This window comes from Micromonospora sp. MP36, from assembly GCF_008119785.1.
Lineage (GTDB): Bacteria > Actinomycetota > Actinomycetes > Mycobacteriales > Micromonosporaceae > Micromonospora.
This window is the reverse complement of record NZ_VSFA01000041.1, coordinates 32,772-52,959: the sequence shown is the minus strand read 5'-3', so window position 1 is coordinate 52,959 and position 20,188 is coordinate 32,772. Positions and strand designations below refer to the sequence as shown.

General features: G+C 71.6%; 18 protein-coding genes. 8 read left to right on the top strand and 10 right to left on the bottom strand.

Features of this window, described 5'->3' with window-relative positions; translation table 11 throughout:
• Positions 1-3 precede the first annotated feature (3 nt).
• Positions 4-948, top strand: a complete 945-nt coding sequence (locus FXF52_RS23990; RefSeq protein ID WP_148800319.1) for an RNA polymerase sigma-70 factor — start codon at positions 4-6, stop codon at positions 946-948.
• Positions 949-1,043: 95 nt separating this feature from the next.
• Positions 1,044-2,240: an NAD(P)/FAD-dependent oxidoreductase gene (locus FXF52_RS23985; protein WP_148800317.1), complete on the top strand. Its 1,197-nt coding sequence runs from the start codon at positions 1,044-1,046 to the stop codon at positions 2,238-2,240.
• Positions 2,241-2,374: 134 nt separating this feature from the next.
• Here FXF52_RS23985 and FXF52_RS23980 read toward each other — a convergent pair whose 3' ends face one another.
• The 4 genes from FXF52_RS23980 to FXF52_RS23965 form a co-directional block, all read right to left on the bottom strand.
• Positions 2,375-2,752, bottom strand: a complete 378-nt coding sequence (locus tag FXF52_RS23980; protein WP_148800315.1) for a hypothetical protein — start codon at positions 2,750-2,752, stop codon at positions 2,375-2,377.
• Positions 2,753-2,935: 183 nt separating this feature from the next.
• Positions 2,936-3,085: a hypothetical protein gene (locus tag FXF52_RS23975; RefSeq protein ID WP_187413658.1), complete on the bottom strand. Its 150-nt coding sequence runs from the start codon at positions 3,083-3,085 to the stop codon at positions 2,936-2,938.
• A gap of 136 nt (positions 3,086-3,221) precedes the next feature.
• Complete coding sequence (locus tag FXF52_RS23970; protein ID WP_148800313.1) at positions 3,222-3,878, bottom strand: maleylpyruvate isomerase N-terminal domain-containing protein; 657 nt, start codon at positions 3,876-3,878, stop codon at positions 3,222-3,224.
• Between the two features lie 126 nt (positions 3,879-4,004).
• Positions 4,005-4,829, bottom strand: a complete 825-nt coding sequence (locus FXF52_RS23965) for an alpha/beta fold hydrolase (RefSeq protein ID WP_148800311.1) — start codon at positions 4,827-4,829, stop codon at positions 4,005-4,007.
• A 129-nt stretch (positions 4,830-4,958) separates the two neighbouring features.
• Between FXF52_RS23965 and FXF52_RS23960 the strand changes: the two genes are divergently transcribed.
• Positions 4,959-5,936, top strand: coding sequence for a sigma-70 family RNA polymerase sigma factor (locus FXF52_RS23960; RefSeq protein ID WP_255472276.1), 978 nt, complete (start codon positions 4,959-4,961; stop codon positions 5,934-5,936).
• On the opposite strand, the gene FXF52_RS23955 is transcribed toward FXF52_RS23960, so the two are convergent.
• From FXF52_RS23955 to FXF52_RS23930, 6 genes are all read right to left on the bottom strand, one after another.
• Positions 5,847-6,170, bottom strand: coding sequence for an STAS domain-containing protein (locus FXF52_RS23955; protein WP_222870633.1), 324 nt, complete (start codon positions 6,168-6,170; stop codon positions 5,847-5,849). The genes FXF52_RS23960 and FXF52_RS23955 overlap by 90 nt on opposite strands.
• Positions 6,171-6,312: 142 nt before the next feature.
• Positions 6,313-7,146 (bottom strand): RICIN domain-containing protein, encoded by an 834-nt coding sequence (locus FXF52_RS23950; RefSeq protein ID WP_148800307.1) that lies wholly within the window; start codon positions 7,144-7,146, stop codon positions 6,313-6,315.
• A gap of 612 nt (positions 7,147-7,758) precedes the next feature.
• Positions 7,759-8,580 (bottom strand): SDR family NAD(P)-dependent oxidoreductase, encoded by an 822-nt coding sequence (locus FXF52_RS23945; protein ID WP_148800305.1) that lies wholly within the window; start codon positions 8,578-8,580, stop codon positions 7,759-7,761.
• Entirely contained in the window at positions 8,577-9,419 is an 843-nt protein-coding gene (locus FXF52_RS23940) for an amidohydrolase family protein (protein ID WP_148800303.1), read from the bottom strand. Before FXF52_RS23940 ends, FXF52_RS23945 begins: the two co-directional genes overlap by 4 nt.
• Entirely contained in the window at positions 9,416-10,603 is a 1,188-nt protein-coding gene (locus tag FXF52_RS23935) for a mandelate racemase/muconate lactonizing enzyme family protein (RefSeq protein ID WP_148800301.1), read from the bottom strand. The genes FXF52_RS23940 and FXF52_RS23935 overlap by 4 nt, the downstream gene beginning before the upstream one ends.
• Positions 10,603-11,985, bottom strand: a complete 1,383-nt coding sequence (locus tag FXF52_RS23930; protein ID WP_222870632.1) for an aspartate aminotransferase family protein — start codon at positions 11,983-11,985, stop codon at positions 10,603-10,605. Before FXF52_RS23930 ends, FXF52_RS23935 begins: the two co-directional genes overlap by 1 nt.
• Before the next feature lie 238 nt (positions 11,986-12,223).
• Here FXF52_RS23930 and FXF52_RS23925 point away from each other — a divergent pair, with 238 nt between their 5' ends.
• From FXF52_RS23925 to FXF52_RS23905, 5 genes are all read left to right on the top strand, one after another.
• Positions 12,224-13,039, top strand: a complete 816-nt coding sequence (locus FXF52_RS23925; protein ID WP_148800299.1) for an IclR family transcriptional regulator — start codon at positions 12,224-12,226, stop codon at positions 13,037-13,039.
• 279 nt (positions 13,040-13,318) lie between these two features.
• Positions 13,319-15,409, top strand: a complete 2,091-nt coding sequence (locus FXF52_RS23920) for a hypothetical protein (RefSeq protein WP_222870631.1) — start codon at positions 13,319-13,321, stop codon at positions 15,407-15,409.
• Positions 15,410-15,441: 32 nt separating this feature from the next.
• A complete protein-coding gene (locus FXF52_RS23915) occupies positions 15,442-17,619 on the top strand; it encodes a hypothetical protein (protein ID WP_222870630.1) in 2,178 nt (725 codons plus the stop codon).
• A 38-nt stretch (positions 17,620-17,657) separates the two neighbouring features.
• Positions 17,658-18,920 (top strand): Gfo/Idh/MocA family protein, encoded by a 1,263-nt coding sequence (locus FXF52_RS23910; RefSeq protein WP_255472275.1) that lies wholly within the window; start codon positions 17,658-17,660, stop codon positions 18,918-18,920.
• A 24-nt stretch (positions 18,921-18,944) separates the two neighbouring features.
• Complete coding sequence (locus FXF52_RS23905; RefSeq protein ID WP_148800297.1) at positions 18,945-20,183, top strand: ABC transporter substrate-binding protein; 1,239 nt, start codon at positions 18,945-18,947, stop codon at positions 20,181-20,183.
• Positions 20,184-20,188 lie beyond the last annotated feature (5 nt).

Sequence of the window (20,188 nt, the reverse complement as noted above, 5' to 3'; positions counted from 1 at the left end):
GCCGTGCCCTTGACCGCGAACGACGTCGACCGGTTCGAGGCCTTCAGGCCGCGCCTGGAGGCCATCGCCTACCGCCTCCTCGGCTCCGCTGGGGAGGCCGAGGACGCCGTGCAGGAGACCTTCCTGCGCTGGCAGGCCGCCGACGTCGACCGCATCGAGGTACTCGAGGCCTGGCTGACCAAGGTGCTCACCAATCTGTGCCTCAACCAGCTCACCTCCGCGCGGGCGCGCCGCGAGACCTATGTGGGTCAATGGCTTCCCGAGCCGCTGCTCGCCGGGGACCCGATGCTCGGCCCGGCCGACACCGCCGAGCAGCGCGAGTCGGTGTCGTACGCGGTCCTCACCCTCATGGAGCGCCTCTCCCCCAACGAGCGGGCGGTGTACGTGCTGCGGGAAGCCTTCGACTACCCGCACCGGGAGATCGCCGAGATCCTCGACATCACCGAAGCCGCCAGCCAGCAGATCTTCCACCGCGCCAGGAAACACGTCGCGGACGGCAAGGCCCGCACCGAGATCGACGAGGCCGCCGCCCGGCGGATCGTCGAGGAGTTCCTGACGGCCGCCAGGAGCGGCCAGACCGAGCCGCTCGTGCGCCTGCTCACCGCGGACGCCATCTCGATCGGCGACGGCGGCGGGAAGGTCCCGGCCCGCGCCAAGGCGTTCGAGGGCGTCATCGCGGTCGCGAAGTTCCTGCGCGGCCTGTTCAAACCCGCCGAGGCCAAGCGCGCCATCGTCGGCGGCACGCCCGAGGTCTACGCCTGGACCGCCAACGGCGACCCCGCCGTCGTGGCCGTCGTAGGCGGCCGGGTCGTCGGCGTCATGTGCCTGGAGGTCACCGCCGAGGGCATCGCCGCGTTCCGCAACCAGGTCAACCCCGACAAGCTCGAACGCGCGACCGAGCGGTTCGCGGCCTCCGACCACGGGGAACCGCTGTTCAACGCCTTCTGACCCTCGTGTGAGCTGCATCACATCACGTTCCTGTCAGCAAACGGCGGGCCGCCCGGTTCAAGTGGCAAGCCCGCGCGCACGACAGGAGCACCGAAATGCAGCACCGCATCATCGTCCTCGGAGCCGGATACACCGGTGCCATCGCCGCCGGCCGCCTCGCCAAGCGGCTCCGCCGCGAGGACGTCGCCATCACCCTCGTCAACGCCGAAGCCGACTTCGTCGAACGCGTCCGCATGCACCAACTGGCGGTCGGCCAGGACCTCAAGCCCCGGCCCTTCAGCGAGATGTTCGCGGGCACCGGCGTCGAACTGAAGCTCGCGAAGGTCACCGGCGTCGACGTCGACCGCAAGACCGTCGCCGTCATTGACGCGAACGGCGCCAAAAAACTCACCTACGACACGCTCGTCTACGCCCTCGGCAGCGGCTGGAACGCCCAAGGCGTCCCCGGAACCGCCGAGCACGCCTACGAGATCGCCAGCCGCCCCGGAGCACTCCGGCTGCGCGAGCGCCTGGCCCGCCTGGAGGCCGGGCAGACCGTGGTCGTCGTCGGCGGCGGCCTCACCGGCGTGGAGGCCGCGACCGAGATCGCCGAAGCCCGCCCGGACCTCGACGTCGCCCTCGCCGCCCGCGGCGGCCTCGGCGACTGGCTCTCGCCCAAGGGCCGCGAGCACCTGCGGAAGGTCTTCGCCAAGCTCGGCATCACCGGGTACGAGCACGCCGCCGTCACCGGCGTCGAAGCCGACCGCGTCACCACCGCCGACGGCAAGACCATCCCGGCCGCGGTCACCGTGTGGACCGCCGGCTTCGCGGTCCACCCGATCGCGAAGGCGACCGCCCTGGAGGTCACCGGCACCGGCCAGATCGTCGTCGACGGGACCATGCGCTCGGTCTCGCACCCCGACGTGTACGCCGTCGGCGACGCGGCCTACGCGATGGGACCGGGCAACAAGCCGCTCCGGATGTCGTGCGCGTCGGGCACCCCGGCCGCGTGGCAGGCCGCCGACGCGATCGCGGCGCGCCTGACCGGCGGGAAGCTCCCGAACGCGCCGATCCGCTACTTCAACCAGTGCATCTCCCTGGGCCGCAAGGAGGGCTTGATCCAGTACGTCACCGCCGACGACCGCGCCGTGCCGGCGGTTCTGACCGGACGGCTCGCCGCCGTCTACAAGGAGTTGGTCTGCAAGGGCGCCGCCTGGGGCGTCGCCAACCCGACGCTCGGGCTGCCGACCCGGCGCCGCCGCGTCACGCCGGAGCGGGCCGCGGCGGGCTCGGCCGTCAAGGCACTGGCTTAGCGCAGGAAGCGAAGCGGGCGCCCTCCGTGCGAGGACGTCCGCTTCGCCGTCGGTCTACCCGGCGACGATCGCCGGGCAGGTTCCTGGAGGAATCGTCCCTGTGGATCGGTGAATTTCCGCAGGGAGGTTGACTGCTACTTCGGATCGTCGGTCTGCCAGGGATAAAGGAACTGCTCGGGCCGCAGGTTCCATGCCTCGAGAGCCGCGCCGAGCCGGGCCTCGCCGGTGACGGTGGTGGCTCGCACGAGGGTCGCGCCGAGGTCGTGGTCGAAGCCGGTGATCTGGCCGGCGTCGTATTCCCAGTGCTCAAGGGTGAATATGCGGTCAGGGTCGGATCGGGTCCAGCCCTGCCGCCGGGCGTCGGCGTCGGCGGCGGTCGTGACGGGTCGGATGTCGACGAACGCTCGCCGGCCGGGTCCGGTGGCGGTTACTTCGGTCACCAAGCGCCGGCCCAGGCGCAGGGCGCTCAGCTTGTCGGTGGGCCACTGCGACCGGCGGCCATCCGTGGTCATGCGGCAACCTGCTCGTTCGTATCCGGCCGGCCTTCGCCGGTGATGAGGGACCGGGGCGCAAGGAGAGGACCGGTGGCTGCGGGACCGGTCAGGCGCCAGAGCTGTCAGACCAGGGCGGTTCGCCCAGGATCATGAATCCAGACGTACCCACCAGTTGGGTCCTTCGGGCACGGGCAGCGGCGCCTACGCGCGGCGGTCCTGCCAGGGTTGGACCGCCCGGTAGGTTTCGCAGGCCAGGTTGACGAGTTCGGTGAGGTGGGCGGGTGGGTCGTCCTTCCACCAGGCCAGCCAGACCGGTATCGGCTGGGCGTCGCGGACGGCGCGGTACGCCACCCCGGGCCTGGCGTTCTGGTTGGCGGTGGCCTCGGAGGTGATGCCGACCGCCTGGCCGGCGGCGATGATTGCTGAAGATCACACCCCGTCAGCCTGAGGGGTCCACGAGCGTGGCACCGGATCCCCGACAGGGGCATCAGCCGAGGATGAGCGGGAGCTTGGCAGCCAGCTCGCCCAGCTCGACCTTTTCCGGGTCGGTCGGCGCGCGGCGGCCGGTGCCGACGAGCAGCGTGTCCTTGTCGGTGAACGACGCGGGGAACGGGGCACCGGCGATCGTCTCCAGCATGTCGCGTGACCGGGCGAGTCCCTCGGCGGGCGGGTCCGCCGCGCCCGGGAGGTGCGCGATCAGGTCGAGGTGGTGCAGCGTCCACTCCAGGACGTACGCGGAAAGGTAGTCGCCCACGGTGAGGACCTCGCCGCGCGTGCCGACCCGGACCGTCGGGTCGGCGAGTTCGGCGGCGCGCCCCGCGGCGGACCCGACGTCGTCCAAGTGGAACTTCAGCAGCCGCGGCTCCTCGTAGGCGGCGGCCAGCCGGACGATCAGCGCGTCGAGCGGGTCGTCGCCGGTCGGCGGCGTTTCGGCGACGTTCCAGTAGGACACCGCGTTCCGGGTCGGTTCCGGGTCGGCGGGCGTCACGAGGGTGATCAGGACGTCCTGCGCGTCGATGATCAGGTGACACACCAGGTCCCGCACGAGCCAGCCGGTACAGCCGGACGGCCGTTCGAAGTCCCGGTCGGGGAGTTCGGCGACCGCCGTGCGCAACGCTGCCCAGGAGCGTGAGAAAAGATCCACTGCGGCACGGTATTGCCGGACCGGGGACGGTGTCGAGCCGACTCCGTCGGGGCGCGAGCAGGCGCTGGCCGGCGACAGCCGGCTCGCCGCCCGGCAGTCCGGGCCGCCGGGCGGCGCAGCAGCGACTCACTCCTGCTTGTCGAGGAAGGCGAGCGTGACGGCGGCGAAGAGCGGCGAGTCGGCGATGTCGTAGTGGGTCAGCCCGGGCAGGATGGCCAGCGCGTGGCCACCCTTCGGCCGGTTCTCGCCCGCCCAGCCGCCGTCGCGCAGCCCGCCGTCGAGCAGCTTGAAGACCTCGACGTAGTGGCTCGGGGGCGCCATGTCCGCGTCGGCGGCGACGATCAGTGTCGGCACCTGCAGGCCGCGGACCTCCTCGGTGTAGTCGAAGTCCTTCGCCATCGCCTCACCGATCTTGTCCAGCAGCCGGGGAAAGTCCTCGGGACGCGGGGCGACCCGCTGGTAGAGCTCGTACATCGGGGTGTCTTTCATGAACTCGGCGGCCGCCCCGCTGACCTGGCCCTGCTGCTGGAGCATCTCGGGGTAGATAGCGTCGCGGCGGATGTTGGCCGAGGCCGCGACCAGGCGGCCCGCCCGGTGCGGATACCTGATCGCGACCTGGAGTGCGACCCCGCCGCCGAGGGAGTATCCGACGACGTCGGGCCGCTCCAGCCCGAGGTGGTCGATGAGTGCGGCGACGTCGTCGGCCATCAGCGCCACGTCGAGCGGCCGGTCGATGTCGGCGGTGCGGCCGTGCCCCTGCAGGTCGACCACGATGACCTGGTGGTGGTCGGTCAGCGCAGGCAGAATGGGCGCGAACATCTCGCCCGAGCAGAGACCTCCGTGCAGCAGGATCATCGGGCATCCAGTGCCGTGCGTCTCGTAGTACAGGTTGATGCCGTTGACGTCGGCGTACTGCCCCGAGCCGGCGGCGCTCCACTGCGTGGCGGTCATGGCGTGCTCCTCTGGGTTCTTCTCGAACTGACGCCGGTAATGACCAGCCGGGCCGCGGAAACTCATCGCTGCCGGCGAGGCGAGTTCTGCGACGCCCGTACCGGAGGATGCTCGACTAGGTTGGGCCGGGTGAGTGATGTGGTGACCAGTGTTTCCATCGAGGCGCAGCTCGAGGCGTACCGGTCGGAGCTGACCGGCTACTGCTACCGGATGCTGGGGTCCGTCTTCGAGGCCGAGGACGCCGTGCAGGACACCTTCGTGCGGGCCTGGCGCGGCCTCGACCGGTTCGAGGGGCGCTCCACGCTGCGGTCCTGGCTGTACCGCATCGCGACCAACGTGTGCCTGACCATGCTGGCCAGCGCCCAGCGACGGGTCCTGCCGATGGATCTCGGCCCGGCCGGGTCCGGCCGCGCCACCGAGCCGGGAGAGCCGCGCCCCGACGAGATCTGGGTGGGCCCGGCGCCGGACAGCCGGGTGCTGCCGGAGCACAGCGACCCGGCCACCGTGGTCGCCGAGCGCGAATCCGTCCGGCTGGCGTTCGTCGCGGCGCTGCAGCACCTGCCGCCGCGGCAGCGCGCCGTGCTGATCCTGCGCGAGGTGCTGGCGTGGTCGGCGCAGGAGGTGGCCGAACTGCTCGACACCTCGGTGGCGAGCGTCAACAGCGCCCTCCAGCGGGCCCGGGCCACGCTCGCGGCCGCCGACACCGCCGCGGACGTGTACAAGCCGCTGGACGACGAGCAGAAGGCGCTGCTCGCGCGCTATGTGAAGGCCTTCGAGGCGTACGACCTCGAGGCGCTCACGACGCTGCTGCACGAGGACGTGACCCTGTCGATGCCGCCGCTGCCGCTGTGGCTGCGCGGCCACGGCGACATCCACGCCTGGATGGCCGGCACGGGCAGCGGTTGCCGTGGATCGCGTCTGGTGCCCGTCGTGGCCAACGGGATGCCGGCGTTCGGGCAGTACCGGCCCAGCTCCACCGGCTCGGGGCACGACCCGTGGGCCCTGATCGTGCTGCAGCTATCCGCCGGGCGGATCGCGGCGATCACCAACTTCCTCGACACCGCCCGTCTCTTCCCGTTGTTCGGTCTGCCGGCCCGACTCGGGTAACGCGTCGGTCAGGCCGAGCAGGCCGACGAGCCCCAGCAGATCGGGGCCGGCTCCCCTGACGACCAGCTGCCAGCCGTGCCGCCGCGCGGTCAACCGCAGCCGGGCCAGCGCCTCGACCGTCACCACATCGGGCCGGGCCACGCCGCCCACGTCACAGGTGACGATGCCGGGGCCACGGCCACGCAGCAGCTCGGCGAGGTCGGCGCACAGGACGGGGATGTCCGCGCGGGTCACCGCCGCGCGGACAGTGAAGGAGATCCCGGCGGCCGTCACCTGGATAGGACCGCCCGCCGCCGCGAAACTCATCGCGCCCCCGGCCGATAGTTCGGCACGGCCCACGGGTCTGCCGGGCATGACGCTTGGACAGATCACGCGGTCAGTTCCAGAGTTGGAAAAGGTCGCTGGCGGAGCAAGCCCACTGGAAGATGGTCCCGTTCTGGCCGACGTCCGATGCGTCGGCGTCCAGGCAAGTCCCGGACCCGACGTTGTGCAGTCCGGCATTGGCGTTGCCGTTGGTGTTGAGCTGCCCGCTGCCCGCGAACCACCACCGCTGGTAGGGGTCGCCGGTGGTGTTGCAGGCCCACTGGGCGATCCGCCCGCCGTTGCGGACGTCGGACGAGATGGCGTCCAGGCACGTGCCGGTGCCGACGTTCTGGAGCACCGGATTGTAGTTGTTCGCCCCGACCACCACGCGCCACTGCTGGTAGCTGTCGCTGCTGTTGCAGGTCCACTGGGCGATCCGCCCGCCGTTGCGAACGTCGGACGAGATGGCGTCCAGGCAGGTACCGGCGCCTCGGCTCTTCAGCTGGAACGAAAACCCGGTGATGGCGCTGCGCGCCGTGTCCAGGTAGTTCCGCCACGCCCCGTTGTTGTAGGTCGACCACGGGGTCCAGCTACTGCCGTGATTGGAGATGTTCCACGCCGCGTTGGCGTTGCACTGGACCTGGTAGGCGCAGGCGTCACTGACCTCGGGGTGGTAATAGTTGTTGATCTGCCACAGGCCCCGGTCGATCGAGCCGGGGTTCTGGCCGGTCGCCGACGGGTTGCAGCTTGACTCGGCCATGGCGACCGCCACGGCAACCACGATCTGCCGGACGTTGCCCGCGGAGGTGCTGACGTTCGCGGTGTACGAGAAGCCGGCCTTGGCGGCCACCTTGGCGCAGACCGTGGCGGCGGCGGAGGCCGCCGCGGCCATCGTGTCCGTAGGCACACCAGCCCCCGCGTTCAGCGATGCCGGCACCTGTCCGGCGGTACCGGCGGCCGAAGCCGGGGTCGCCCCTGACGGAACCATCAATACGGCGGCCAGCGCCACGGCGAACAGTCGCGTCGGCCGAATCCGGCCTGCACCCCGCCGCCACCTTCTGCCTTCGGAATCGGATCGCACACATGCCTCCCAAGGTCGAGCGCTTATCCACCGGGGACTCACGCTGTCCGCTGTGCACTCCTGACGCGAACGACTGCCGCCACCATGTTAAACATGAATATTTACGTCTAGCTATGTCGAGCTTGAGTCTCAGGACTGCTACGGCTCCGGCCAGGCCCACGACCGCGGCAACGTCGCGGCTTGTCCGTTTCCGCGAGGGGACGCCGAGGGTGGTGAAGGGTCGCCACGGGTCGCGGGCGTGGCGGCATCACACCATCGCGCTGTTGATCCAGCTACCCGACCCTGACGGGCCTGCTCCGCCAGTTGCTGCCCCAACATGTGCATCTGTCGCCGCGCGTCGCCGGCCGTCCGGGCGGCCGGCGGAGAACGGGAGGCGCGGGCAGTGCCGGCCCGACGGCCCTGGCCAGGGGCGTCGTCGACCACGACCGTGCCGGCGCGTCAGAGGGTGCTGCGGTACGGGGGCATGAACCGGAGGCGGGGCATCTGGTCGGCGAGCACTCCCCCGTCGACGACCAGGTGGGTGCCGTTGATGTAGCGGCCGGCGTCGGAGGCCAGCAACAGGAGCGCGCCGACGCAGTCGTCCGGCGTGCCGTAGCCACCGCGCAACGGGATCCGCTCCTCCCAGGCGGCCTCGAACGCCTGCCGGTCCAGGGAGAAGTCGCCGTCGATCGGGGTGGCGATCATGCCGGGGGCGATCGTGTTGGCGGTGATGCCGTGCGGCCCCAACTCGGCGGCGAGCGACCGGGTGAGTAGCTCGACGGCCCCCTTGGAGGCGTTGTAGTGGGCCAGCCCGGCTTCGGCCATCAGCCCGTTCTTGGAGGAGATGTTGACGATGCGGCCGGGCACCCCGTCGGCGATCATGTGCTCGGCGACGCGTTGCGCGAGAAAGAAGACGGCGTCCACGTTCACCCGCATCACCTCCCGCCAGGCGGCAACCGTGATCTCGTTGAAGTGCTCCAGCCGAGCCACGCCGGCGTTGTTCACCAGGATGTGCAGCGGACCCCGGTCACGGCGTACCTCGTCGACCCACGGGGCGATCGCCGCCGTGTCGGACAGGTCGAACGAGTACGGGTGGCAGGTTCGGCCATGCCGCGTCACCGCGGCCACGACCGGGCTGAGGTCGGCACCGGGCCGGTCCACCAGCACCAGGTCCGCGCCGGCCGAGGCGAGGCCGACCGCGAACGCGGCGCCGAGCCCCCGCGCGGCACCGGTCACCACGGCCAGCCGGCCGGACAGGTCGAAGGAGGGCGGGACGGTCATGCCAACCCCAGCAGGTCGAGCGATGGACGGTGGATCAGCTGCTCGATCTGCTCGGTGTCGAGCGGGTCGAGGCCGGGGATGCCGGGGACCCGGCCCACCCTGCGCAGCCCCTCGATCGAGGCGTCGACGGTGGTGAAGGGATAGTCGCTGCCGAACAGCAACTTGCCCCACACCCCGTAGTCCTGCACCAGCCGGAGGCTGAGCCAGAGCTGGAAGGGGCGGTAGTGCAGCGCGGAGACATCGGCGTAGACGTGCTGGTGCTTACGGATGACCGCGATGCACTCCCCCTCGTACGGGTGGCCGAGGTGGGCGAGCACCATCCGCAGCTCGGGATGGCGGATGGCCACCTCGTCGAGGTGCACCGGCAGGGCGTAGCGCAGCGGCGCGGCGGAGACGAAGGTGGTGCCGGTGTGCACCAGCAGCGGCAGGCCGTGCCGTTCGGCGTAGGCGTAAAGGTCGTCGTAGGCGGGGTCGGCGGGGTCGAACCCGGCGTACATCGGCATCAGCTTGATGCCGCGCAGGCCGAGATCGCGGTGCCCGTGCTCCAGTTCGTCGCGCCAACCAGGCTGGGTGGGGTCCAGGGCGAGGTAGCCGACCAGCCGGTCGGGGTGGTCCGCGACGTACGCCGCCACGGCGGCATCGTCGACCCAGAGGCCGGAGCGGCGGGCCTTGCCGCCGACGACGATGGTGCGGGTGTCCGGCGGTGCGGTGGCCGCGTACTGCGACCACCGCACCGTCAGGTCGACCTCGCCGCCGTGCGCCCGGGATGCCTCGGCGGCGAACGGGTCGCCGACGTGCTCCGGGCAGTCGAACAGGTGCGAGTGCACGTCGACGATCATCGGCGGTCCCGCTTCTCCCACCCCTCGGCGAACATGTTCCAGAAGCCGTGGCTCGGCGGGTGCTCGGCGAACACCTCGTCAACCAGTTCGACGCCGAGTCCGGGGGCGGTGGGCAGGTCGATGTGCCCGTCGACCACCGGCAGGGCGCCGCGCACGGCGTCGAAGACGTAGTCCTCCAGCAGGCCGTCGAACGTCTCCAGGATCTTGAAGTTGGGCATCCCGAGGACGGCGTGCACCGACGCGGTGGTGCACAGCGGTGAGTTGGAGTTGTGCGGGGCGACGACCATGGCGTGCTGGTCGGCGATGGCGGCGAGCTTGCGCACCTCGGTGAACCCGCCGGCCATGGACAGGTCGGGCTGGATGATGTCGACGGCGTCGGTGGCGAACAGCCGGGCGTATTCGTAGCGGTTGTGGAAGTGCTCGCCGCCGGAGATCGGCATGGTGGCGCGGGCACGCAGCTCGGCGTACCGCTCGATGTGCGTCCACGGCAGCGGCTCCTCGAACCAGCCGAGGTCGAACGGCTCCAGCTCGCGTACCAGCCGGGCGGCGGTGTGCATGGCGAAGCGGGCGTGCCCCTCGACGAACAGCTCGATCTCGGGCCCGACGGCGTCGCGGACGGCGGCGACGATGTCGATCGAGCGGCGCAGCTCGGCGCGGGACAGCTCGCCGAGGCCCGCGCCGAACGGGTCGAACTTCAGTGCCGTGTACCCCTTGGCGACGGTGGCGACAGCCCGCTCGGCGAACGCGGCGGGCTCGCGGTCACCGGTGTACCAGCCGTTGGCGTACACCCGGACGCGATCGCGGCAGGCCCCGCCGGTGAGGCGGTACGCGGGCACGCCGAGGGCCTTGCCCATGAGGTCGTAGAGGGCCTGGTCGACGCCGGAGACGACGATCCCGCCGATGTCGCCGCCGCGCAGGAAGTCGCCCTGGTACATGCGCAGCCAGATCTCCTCGACGTCGAACGGGTCGGCGCCGATCAGGTGCCGCCCGGCCATCGCCTCGGCGAGCTGGCAGGTTTCCCGCGCCCGGTACGGGTGGGTGATCTCGCCGACGCCGGTCAGCCCGGCGTCGGTGTGCACCCGCACGTAGGAGAAGTCGCGCCAGGCGGTGCCGAGCGTGAGGGTCTCCACCCGGCTGATCCGCCCGGCGGGGCCGACGGGACGCGTCTTGTCGACGGTCAGCATCAGGACCGTCCTCCCCCGCCGGCGGTCGCGCCGCCCATCGTGGCGCTGCCGGCCAGTTCGGTGACGCCGCCGGCGGCGAGGGTGTCGCGGACGGCTGCCCGGGTGGCCTCAACGAGGTGGTCGATGTCGGCGTCGGTGTGGGCGTACGAGACGTGGTTGCGCTTGAGGTTCAGCGGCAGCTCGAAGATGCCGTGCTCGGGCATCCGCCGACGGTAGCCGATGAACATGCCGGCATCGTTGCGGAGCAGGTCGTCGTAGCTGCGCGGCACCGGCCCGGGCATGAAGTAGGTCACGAAGACGGAGCCGTGGCCGGTGACCACGGCGGGGACGCCGAGGTCGGCGAGGACCTCGGTGATGCCGGCGCGGGCCCGGTCGCCGAGCCGGTAGACGTGCTCGTGCACCGGCTCGGTACGCAGCTTGCCGAGGGTGGCGATGGCGGCGGCGACCACGGCGGGGTGCCCGTTGTAGGTGCCGGCGAAGAAGGCGGGCGCGCCGGGGTGGGTGCTGAACAGGTCCATCAGGTCGGCCCGGCCGCCGAGGGCGCCGATCGGGTAGCCGTTGGCGATGGCCTTGCCCAGGGTGGTCAGGTCGGGGGTGATCCCGCTGATCTTCTGCCAGCCGCCGAGGTCGTGCCGGAAGCCGGTGATCACCTCGTCGAAGACCAGCACGCTGCCGGCGCGGGTGCACTCGTCGCGCAGGGCCTGAAGGAACTCCTGGTCGGGCAGGAGGCAGCCGACGTTGTGCGGCACCGGCTCGACGATGACCGCGGCGATGTCGTCGCCGTGGGCGGCGAAGGCGGCCCGGACGGCGGCCACGTCGTTGAAGCGCAGCACGAGGGTGGCGTCGAGGACCTCGGGCAGGATGCCGGTGGAGATCGGGTCGGGCACGCCCACCCGGTCGGGGGCGGAGATGACGTTGAGGCTGACCGAGTCGTGCCAGCCGTGGTAGCAGCCCTGGAACTTGACCACCAGGCGCCGGCCGGTGGCGGCGCGGGCGACCCGCAGGGCGTGGAAGGTTGCCTCGCTGCCGGTGCTGGTCAGCAGCACCTTCTCGATGCTCGGGACCAGCTCGGCGAGGGTCTCGGCGAGTTGGACCTCGCCGTCGGTGACGGCCACGCCGCACAGGTCCAGCCGCTTGCCGGCCTCGGTGACGGCGGCGTTGACGTCTGGGTCGTTGTGGCCGAGCAGGGGCGGCCCGAAGGCCGCGTGGTAGTCGGTGTACTGGCGTCCGTCGGCGTCCCAGAAGCGCGCGCCGGAGGCGCGGGCGATCACCAGGTCGGTGAGGCCCGGGATGCTGCGCTGCCCGCTGTTGACGCCGCCGGGGATGACCCGGCGTGCCCGCTCGGCGATGGTGGCACCGGACGGGGCCGATCGTGAAATCACACCTTCTCCTCATCGGTGCGGCGCGGCGACCCAGCCCGGTCGCGGCGCCGCGGTTTGTCCGCCGCAGGAGGAACCATTCGAGTTTCAGAACGCTGTTCGGTATTACCAAACGATGTTCGGCATACTAAGCACGCTTGATCGCGACGGTCAACACGCCGGCACACCATTTTCCGAACGGCTTTGTTACGCTGTTCGGCCTTGGCGAACACCTTCGGCTTCCCTGACCGAAAGAAGGACCATGACCACCACCGAAGACGGGGACAGCTCCCGCTACCTGGTGCGCAGCGTCAGCCGCGCGGCCGAGGTGCTGGAGGCGCTGTCCGCCGCCGCCCCCGGCGAGGGGCTGAGCGTCACCGACATCGCCCGCGCCTGCGGACTGTCCAAAAGCGCCGCGTTCGCCACCCTGCACACCCTCTGCCACCACGGCCTGGCCGCCGACGACGGCGAGGGGATGAACCGCCGCTACCGCCTCGGGATGGCGCTGGCCCGCCTCGGCGTCCGCGCCCAGGAGCAACTGTCGCTGCGTGACATCGCCCGCCCGGTGCTGGCTGGGCTGACCCGTGAGACCGGGCTCAGCTCCCGGCTGGCCGTCCCCGAGGGGGCCCACGCGGTCGTCATCGACCAGGTCAGCAACGGCGAGCGCATCCAGATCGAGCTGCGGATGGGCACCCGCGAGCTGCCGCACTGCACCGGGCTGGGCAAGGCCCTGCTGGCCGAGATGACCCCGCCGCAGGTCGCCGAACTGATCGGCCGCGTCGGGCTGCCCCGACGCACCGACCACACCATCACCGACCTGGACTCACTCCTGGCCCACCTCGACGACGTCCGCAAGGCCGGGTACGCCCTCGACGACGAGGAGGACGCCGAGGGGGTGTTCTGCATCGGCAGCGCCCTGCGCGACCACACCGGGCAGTGCTGCGGCGCGATCAGCGTGACCGGGCTGAAGCTGGGTCTGCCCAGCTGGCGGTACCAGGAGCTGGGGCGCCAGGTGCGCCAGGCCGCCGAGGCCATCTCCGTCCGGCTCGGTCACGTCCCGGCGGACGTGACCTCTTGACAGCCGGTTCACCTGCTGTTTAACGTTCCCGCCAACGTCGCGGCCCAGGTCGCGACGGGCCGCGGCCCCTGGTCGCGGCCGTCTCGGGCGAACAGCTGACTCCCGTCGCGCCGCAGCCCCGGCGCCGGGCGTTTCGGTCAGCAGCTCCGCCGCCTGCGCGCCTCGCGCGTTTGCCCGACCTTCCCCCGTCCTGCGGCGCCCACCGTGGCGCCCGCAGACCCCCAGCCCCGCCGTCCGGCGTCGCGCCGGCCGGCTGGACCGCGAAGGTTGAGGCTCGCCATGGGTCTACTTGGCACGTCCACACTCACCCCCCAGGACCAGGTCCTACGCGTCGACACCGTCGCCGACCTGGCCACCCTCGCCCCCGCCGTGCTGGTGGTCCGCACCCTGGTGCGGGTCGCCGGCTACCGCACCGCCGGCGACGGCGGCGGCGGACTGCTGCGCTGGGACCCCACCAGCACCGCCCCCGCCAACGGCGGCACCGTGCACGACCCGTACCAGACCGGGCGCGGCCGATGGCTGGCCGTGCCCGACGGGGTCGGCGACTTCCGGCGGTTCGGGATCTTCGGCCGGGACACCCCCGCCGACGCCGCGCTGGACGCGATGGTCGCCGACCCGGCGATCCATCGGATCGAGGCCCACACCGACCTGCGCTTCGTCAAACGGCACACGTTCGGCCGCAGCGACATCGAGCTGGACTTCGGCGGGCACACCGTGCACACCGACGGCATCGAGCGCAACACCCACGACAATCCGTTCGGCGCCGTGCTCTACTTCCGCGGCGCGGTGACCGACACGGTGATCACCCACACCCTCACCGAGACCGTCCCCGAACTGACCGACGTGTTCCAGGTGCCCGACTCCGGGCGGTTCGCCGTCGGGCAGTGGTGGACGGCCACCAGCAACTCCCTCACCGGCGCCGACGAGCGCGAACTGCAGAAGATGGTCCAGGTCACCCAGCTCGTCGACGGCACCCACATCCGGGTGGGCTACCTCAACGGCTGGACCCTGGAGCCCGGCCGCACGATCACCTGGCGGCGGGTCGAACCGGTCCAGCGCGCCCACGTACGCAACATGGTCTTCCTGGGCCACGTCGCCTTCACCGGCGAATACCCCGGCTCCGGCCCGGACGACCGCGAGTACAGCGGCTCCCACCCGGTCGCCTACGAGTACGCGGTGCGCTGCGACGTCTCCGGCATCGACGCCACCGGCACCTGGTGGCCGGTGATCATGCGCCGCTGGTGCACCCACTTCACCACCGCCAACTGCAGCCTGAAGAACCCGCCCACCGTCATGTACGGCGGGGCGGGCTACCTCACCCAGCAGATCTACTGCCTGTACGGGCACGTCGCGGACTGCCGCAGCGCCAACGCCCGGCACCTCAACGACCTGACCGCCTCGGCGTACTGCACGGTGGAGAACTGCCACGGCGACGGCGACGACGCCGGGGGCAACCCGTTCACCACCCACGGCCAGTACGAACACGACCTCGTCTTCACCGGCAACTCCGGCCTGATGGACATCGCCAACAGCGGTGGCCAGTGGGGCATCAGCGCCAAGCGGATCACCGTCCGCCGCCACGTCTGCTCCTGGTTCGTCGCCGGCACCAAGATCACCGACCTGACCCTGGAGGACGTGCGGGTCATCGCCCGCTCGACCTTCGACCCGGCCGGCACGCTTCAGATCAACGCCGACGGCGCGCAGCTGCGCGGCTGCTCGGCGAAGACGCTGAGCATCGCCCAGCGCTCGGCGCGCTCCCGCCGGCCCACCGTCATCACCGACTGCGACTTCGATCAGCCCGCCGGCACCGTCGTCGTGCAGACCCCGGTCAGCAACCCGGTGCACTTCGTGCGCACCACCTTCCGGGGCCTGGACGGGGCGATCCTGCGCGGCTCCGGTCCGGTGCACTTCACCGACTGCACGCTCACCGGGTCGCCGGGGGCCGCCCCGCTGCTGGTCGGCGCGGCGGAGGTGGTGATCGACGGCGGCACCCTCACCGACACCGGCATCGAGCTGTCGGCCGTGCGCGACCAGCGCCTCGTCGTCGACGGCGGCGCGGTGCTCGCCGGCACCAACGCCCGCCGGGCGCTGCTGGCCCGGGCCACCGGGTCCGGGGCGGTCCGCATCGAGCTGGGCGACTGCACCAGCACCGCCGCCGACGCGGGCACCGCCCACGTACGCCTGGACACCGGCGTCAACCGCTACCGGGCCGTCGGCGCGCGGTTCACCGGCGGCCGGCTGGTGCTCGCCGACGCCGCCTTCGGCGCCGCCTCCACGCTGCTGCACACCGGCTGCGTCGAGGAGGGGGTCGCCCGCGAGCTGCCCGCCGACTCCGCCCGCGTCGCCACCGGCGACAACCTCACTCTCTGATCACCCCGGCCCCTGGAAGAGGAGACACCCCCATGGACCGCTCCGAACCGACCTCCCGCCGCACGCTGCTGCGCGCCTCCGGGCTCGGCGGGCTCGCCCTCGCCGGCACCGCCCTCGCCCTCTCCACCGCCACCGCCGCGTCCGCCGCCCCTGAGCCGGACAGCGCGGCGACCCCGCTGGTCCCGGGCCGCGACGCGGTCCTGCATGTCGGCACCGTCGCCGCCCTGCTCGGCCTGAAGCCCGACACCCTGCGCGACGGTCAGGTCGTGCACGTCGACGGGCACTTCGCCGCCGGTGACGGCGGCGCCCGGCTGGTCCGCTGGGACGCGGCCAGCACCGCCGCCGGCAACGGCGGCACCGTCCTCGCACCGAACGGCGACACGCCGGGCCGCTGGCGCCAGCTGCACGACGGCGTCGTCGAGTTCCGGCACTTCGGCATCTTCGACGCGAAGACCCCCGCCGACGCCGCCCTCGACGCCATGGTCAACGACCCCACCGTGCACCGCATCGAGGCCCACTCCGACCTGCACTTCGTCAAGCGGCACCGGTTCACCCGCAGCGACCTGGTGCTCGACTTCGGCGGGCACACCATGTCCACGACCGGCATCGAGGACGCCGGCCGCGACGACCCGTTCGCCGCCGTGCTGTTCTTCCGCGGGAAGGTCACCGACGAGGTACGCACCCACAGGCTGACCGAGGCCGTCCGGGAGGGCTGGGACTCCTTCCAGGTCGCCGACTCCTCCGCCTTCGCCGTCGGCCAGTGGTACGCCGTCGAGGTCAACCAGCTCGCCGGCACCTGGGAGCGGGAGCTGCAGAAGCTCGTCCAGGTCACCCAGGTCATCGACGGCACCCACATCCGGGTCAACTACAAGAACGGCTGGGAGCTGGCCGCCGGCCGCACCCTCACCTGGACCCGGGTCGAGCCGGTCAGCCGGGTGCACGTGCGCAACCTCGTCTTCACCGGCAACGGCGCCGACCAGTACACCGGCTCGCACCCGATCGCCTACGAGTACGCGGTGCACTGCGACGTCGCCGACGTCGACGCCACCGGCACCTTCTGGCCGGTGATCATGCGGCGCTGGTGCACGTACTTCCACACCGCCCGGTGCACCCTGAAGAACCCGACCTCGGTCACCTGGGGCGGCGCCGGCTACCTCACCCAGCAGATCTACTGCCTCTACGGGCACGTCGAGGACTGCCGCACCTCCAACGCCCGGCACCTCAACGACTGGACCGCCTCGGCGTACGGGTACGTCACGAACTGCCACGGCGACGGCGACGACCAGGGCCCGTTCGTCACGCACGGCCAGTACGAGCACGACCTGGTCTACACCGGCAACTCCGGGCTGATGACGTTCGCCAACTCCGGGGCGGCCTGGGGCTCGGCGGCGAAGCGGATCACCGTGCGCAAGCACGTCTGCTCCTGGTTCGTGGCCCGGGTGAAGGTGACCGACCTGACCCTGGAGGACGTCCAGGTCATCCGCAAGGACGGGCTGGCCGGCTCCGGAATGATCTGGGTCAACGCCGACGGCGTGCAGCTGCGTGGCTGCGCCGCCGACGACACGCTGATCATCTCCCAGCAGTCCACCCGGTCGCAGCGACCCAACGTCATCGAGGACTGCGCGTTCACCCTGGCCGCCGCCGGCACCGACGTGGTGCAGGCCAGCGTCACGACCCCGGTGCACCTGGTCCGCACCACGATCCGCGGGGTCAACGGGCACACCTTCAGCGGCACCGGACGGCTGCACCTGACCGACGTGACGTTCGTCGGCGCCCCGGACGCCGCCCCGGCCACCGTGAAGTCCGCCGACGTGCGCGTGTCCGGCGGGACCTTCACCGATACCGGCATCCGCCTCGCCGGCGCCGCCGACCAGCGGATCAGCGTCGGCGGTGGGGCGGTGATCAGCGGAACGAACGCGGCGAAGGCGCTGCTGTCCCGCGCCGCGGCCACCGGCGTCGTGCGGTGGGAGCTGGGCGGCTACCTCAGCACCACCGGCGACGCGGGCACCGCGCACGTCAGCGTCGACGCCGGCACCAACCGGTACTCGGCCGTGGGGGCGCAGTTCACCGGCGGGAAGCTGCGGCTGGCCGACGCCGGCTTCGGCGAGGGCTCCTACCTGCACCACACCGGGTGCGTCGAGGAGGGCGTGACCCGGGAGCTGCCCGCCGCCTCGTCCCGGGTCCGCGACGCCGGGAACCTGACGGTCTGACCGCCCGACGGCGAACAACGAGAGGAAGCGAGGAGCAGGTGGAACAGCAGGACCGGCCGGTGCGGGTGGCGCTGGTGGGCGCGGGCAACCGGGGTCAGACGTACGCCCGGTGGATGGCCGCCAACCCGGGGCGGGCGCGGCTGGTCGCGGTCGCCGACCCGCGGCCCCACCAACGAGGGTTGATCACCGCCGCCCACCCGGGCGCGGCGGAGTTCGTCGACTGGCGGGACCTGCTCACGGCGGACCCGCCGGCGGACGCGGTCGTCGTGGCCACCCAGGACCGGATGCACGTGGAGCCCGCCGTCGCGTTCGCCAAGGCCGGCCGGCACCTGCTGGTGGAGAAGCCGCTCGCGCCGACCGCGGACCAGTGCCGCGAGATCGTCGAGGCGGTCCGCGCCACCGGCGTGCTGTTCGCCGTCTGCCACGTGCTGCGCTACACCCCGTACACCGACGTGGTGAAGCGGGTGGTGGACAGCGGGGTGCTGGGCGAGATCGTCACCGCCCAGCACCTCGAACCCGTCGGCTGGTGGCACTACGCCCACTCCTACGTGCGGGGCCCGTGGCGGCGGGAGGACCTGGCCACCCCGATGCTGCTGGCCAAGTCCAGCCACGACCTGGACTGGCTCAGCTACGTCACCGGCCGGCGCATCGAGCGGGTCGCCAGCTTCGGCGGGCTACGCCACTTCCGGCCCGACCAGGCTCCGGCCGGCGCTGCCGCGCGCTGCCTGGACTGCGCGGTCGAGCCGGACTGCCCGTACTCGGCGCCGAAGCTGTACCTGCCGGTGCTGCGCGAGCGCGGGCCGATCTGGCCGGTCAGCGTGGTCACCGACGGCACCGACGAGGCCGCGCTGGTCGAGGCGCTGCGCACCGGCCCGTACGGGCGGTGCGTGTACTCCGGCGACAACGACGTCGTCGACCACCAGGTCGTGGCGATGGAGCTGACCGGCGGGGTCACCGCCACCTTCACCATGGCCGCCTTCACCGAACAGACCCACCGGCAGACCCAACTGTTCGGCACCCACGGCTTCCTCTCCGGCGACGGCGAGCGGGTCCGGGTGCACGACTTCCGCACCGACCGGATCGAGGTCCTCGACGCCGGCGCGGTCGGCGGGTCCACCGCCGCCGACGACCACGGCGGCGGCGACACCGGGCTGATGGACGCCTTCGTCCGCGCCGTCGCCACCGGCGACGGCCACCACATCCGGTCCGGGCTGGACGAGACCCTCGCCAGCCACCTCGCGGTCTTCGCCGCCGAGACGGCCCGGCACACCGGCACGGTCGTGACCGTGCCCGCGCACTGAACCCACCCAGAGAGGAACGGATAGATGCGACTTCGCAGGTTCGCACCGGTCGCGGTCGCCGCGCTGGTGGCCGGGCTGCTCACCGCCTGCGGCGGCGGCTCCGACGCCGGCGGCGGCGGCAAACAGAGCATCACCATGTGGATCTACCCGGTGATCCCCGACGAGGCCACCCACCGGGGATTCTGGGACAAGCAGGTCGCCGCGTTTAAGGCCGACCACCCCGACATCGACGTCAAGGTCGAGATCTTCCCGTGGGCCAAGCGGGAGGAGTCGCTGACCACCGCGATCGCCGGCGGCAAGGGCCCCGACGTCGTCTACCTGATCCCGGACCAGCTCGGCAAGTTCAACAAGATGATCGAACCGGTGGACGACTACCTGCCCGCCGACGCGAAGGCCGACTACCGGGAGAACGTCCGGGCCGCCGTCACCCTCGACGGCAAGATGCTCGGCGCGCCGATCCTGACCAGCAGCAACCCGCTGATGTGCAACGCGAAGGTGTTCACCGCCACCGGGGTCACCGAGTACCCGAAGACGTGGGCGGACCTGCTGGCCCTCGCACCGAGGTTCAAGGCCAAGGGCTTCGACGTCACCAACTACTACGCCGACCCGAACGCCACGCTGAACCAGTCCTTCTACCCGCTGCTGTGGCAGGCCGGCGGGGACGTGTTCAGCGCCGACGGCAAGTCCGTGACGTTCAACGGCCCCGCGGGCGTCAAGGCGCTGACCTTCCTCAAGCAGCTCGTCGACGGCGGTTACGTCGAGAAGGACCTGATCACCAGCATCCCCGCGTTCGAGCAGACCAACGTCGCCAAGAACAAGGTCGCCTGCACCTGGCAGCACGTCCCGGCCGACGTCGAGAAGTTCTGGGGCAAGGAGAACATCAAGATCTTCCCGCCGTTGAGCGACGCCAGGAGCGTCGGCTACGGCACCGTGGGCAGCCTCTCCATCCTCAAGGGCAGCAAGGCCAAGAAGGCCGCCGGCGAGTGGGTCTCCTTCGTCACCGCCCCGGCGGTCGCCTCCGCGTACGACACCGCGGGCGGCTACTTCTCGGCCAAGACGTCCGCCGGGTCGCTGTACCCACAGGACCCGGTGAACACCGAAATGGAGAAGACCCTCAGCAGCACCACCGTCGGCGCACTCAACGAGAAGAGCCGCGAGGTGATGGGCGTGCTCGCCCCCGAGATCCAGGCCGCGCTGATCGGCAAGAAGACCCCCGAGCAGGCGCTCGCCGACGCGGCCAAGGCCGCCCAGGCGCTGCTCTGACCCCT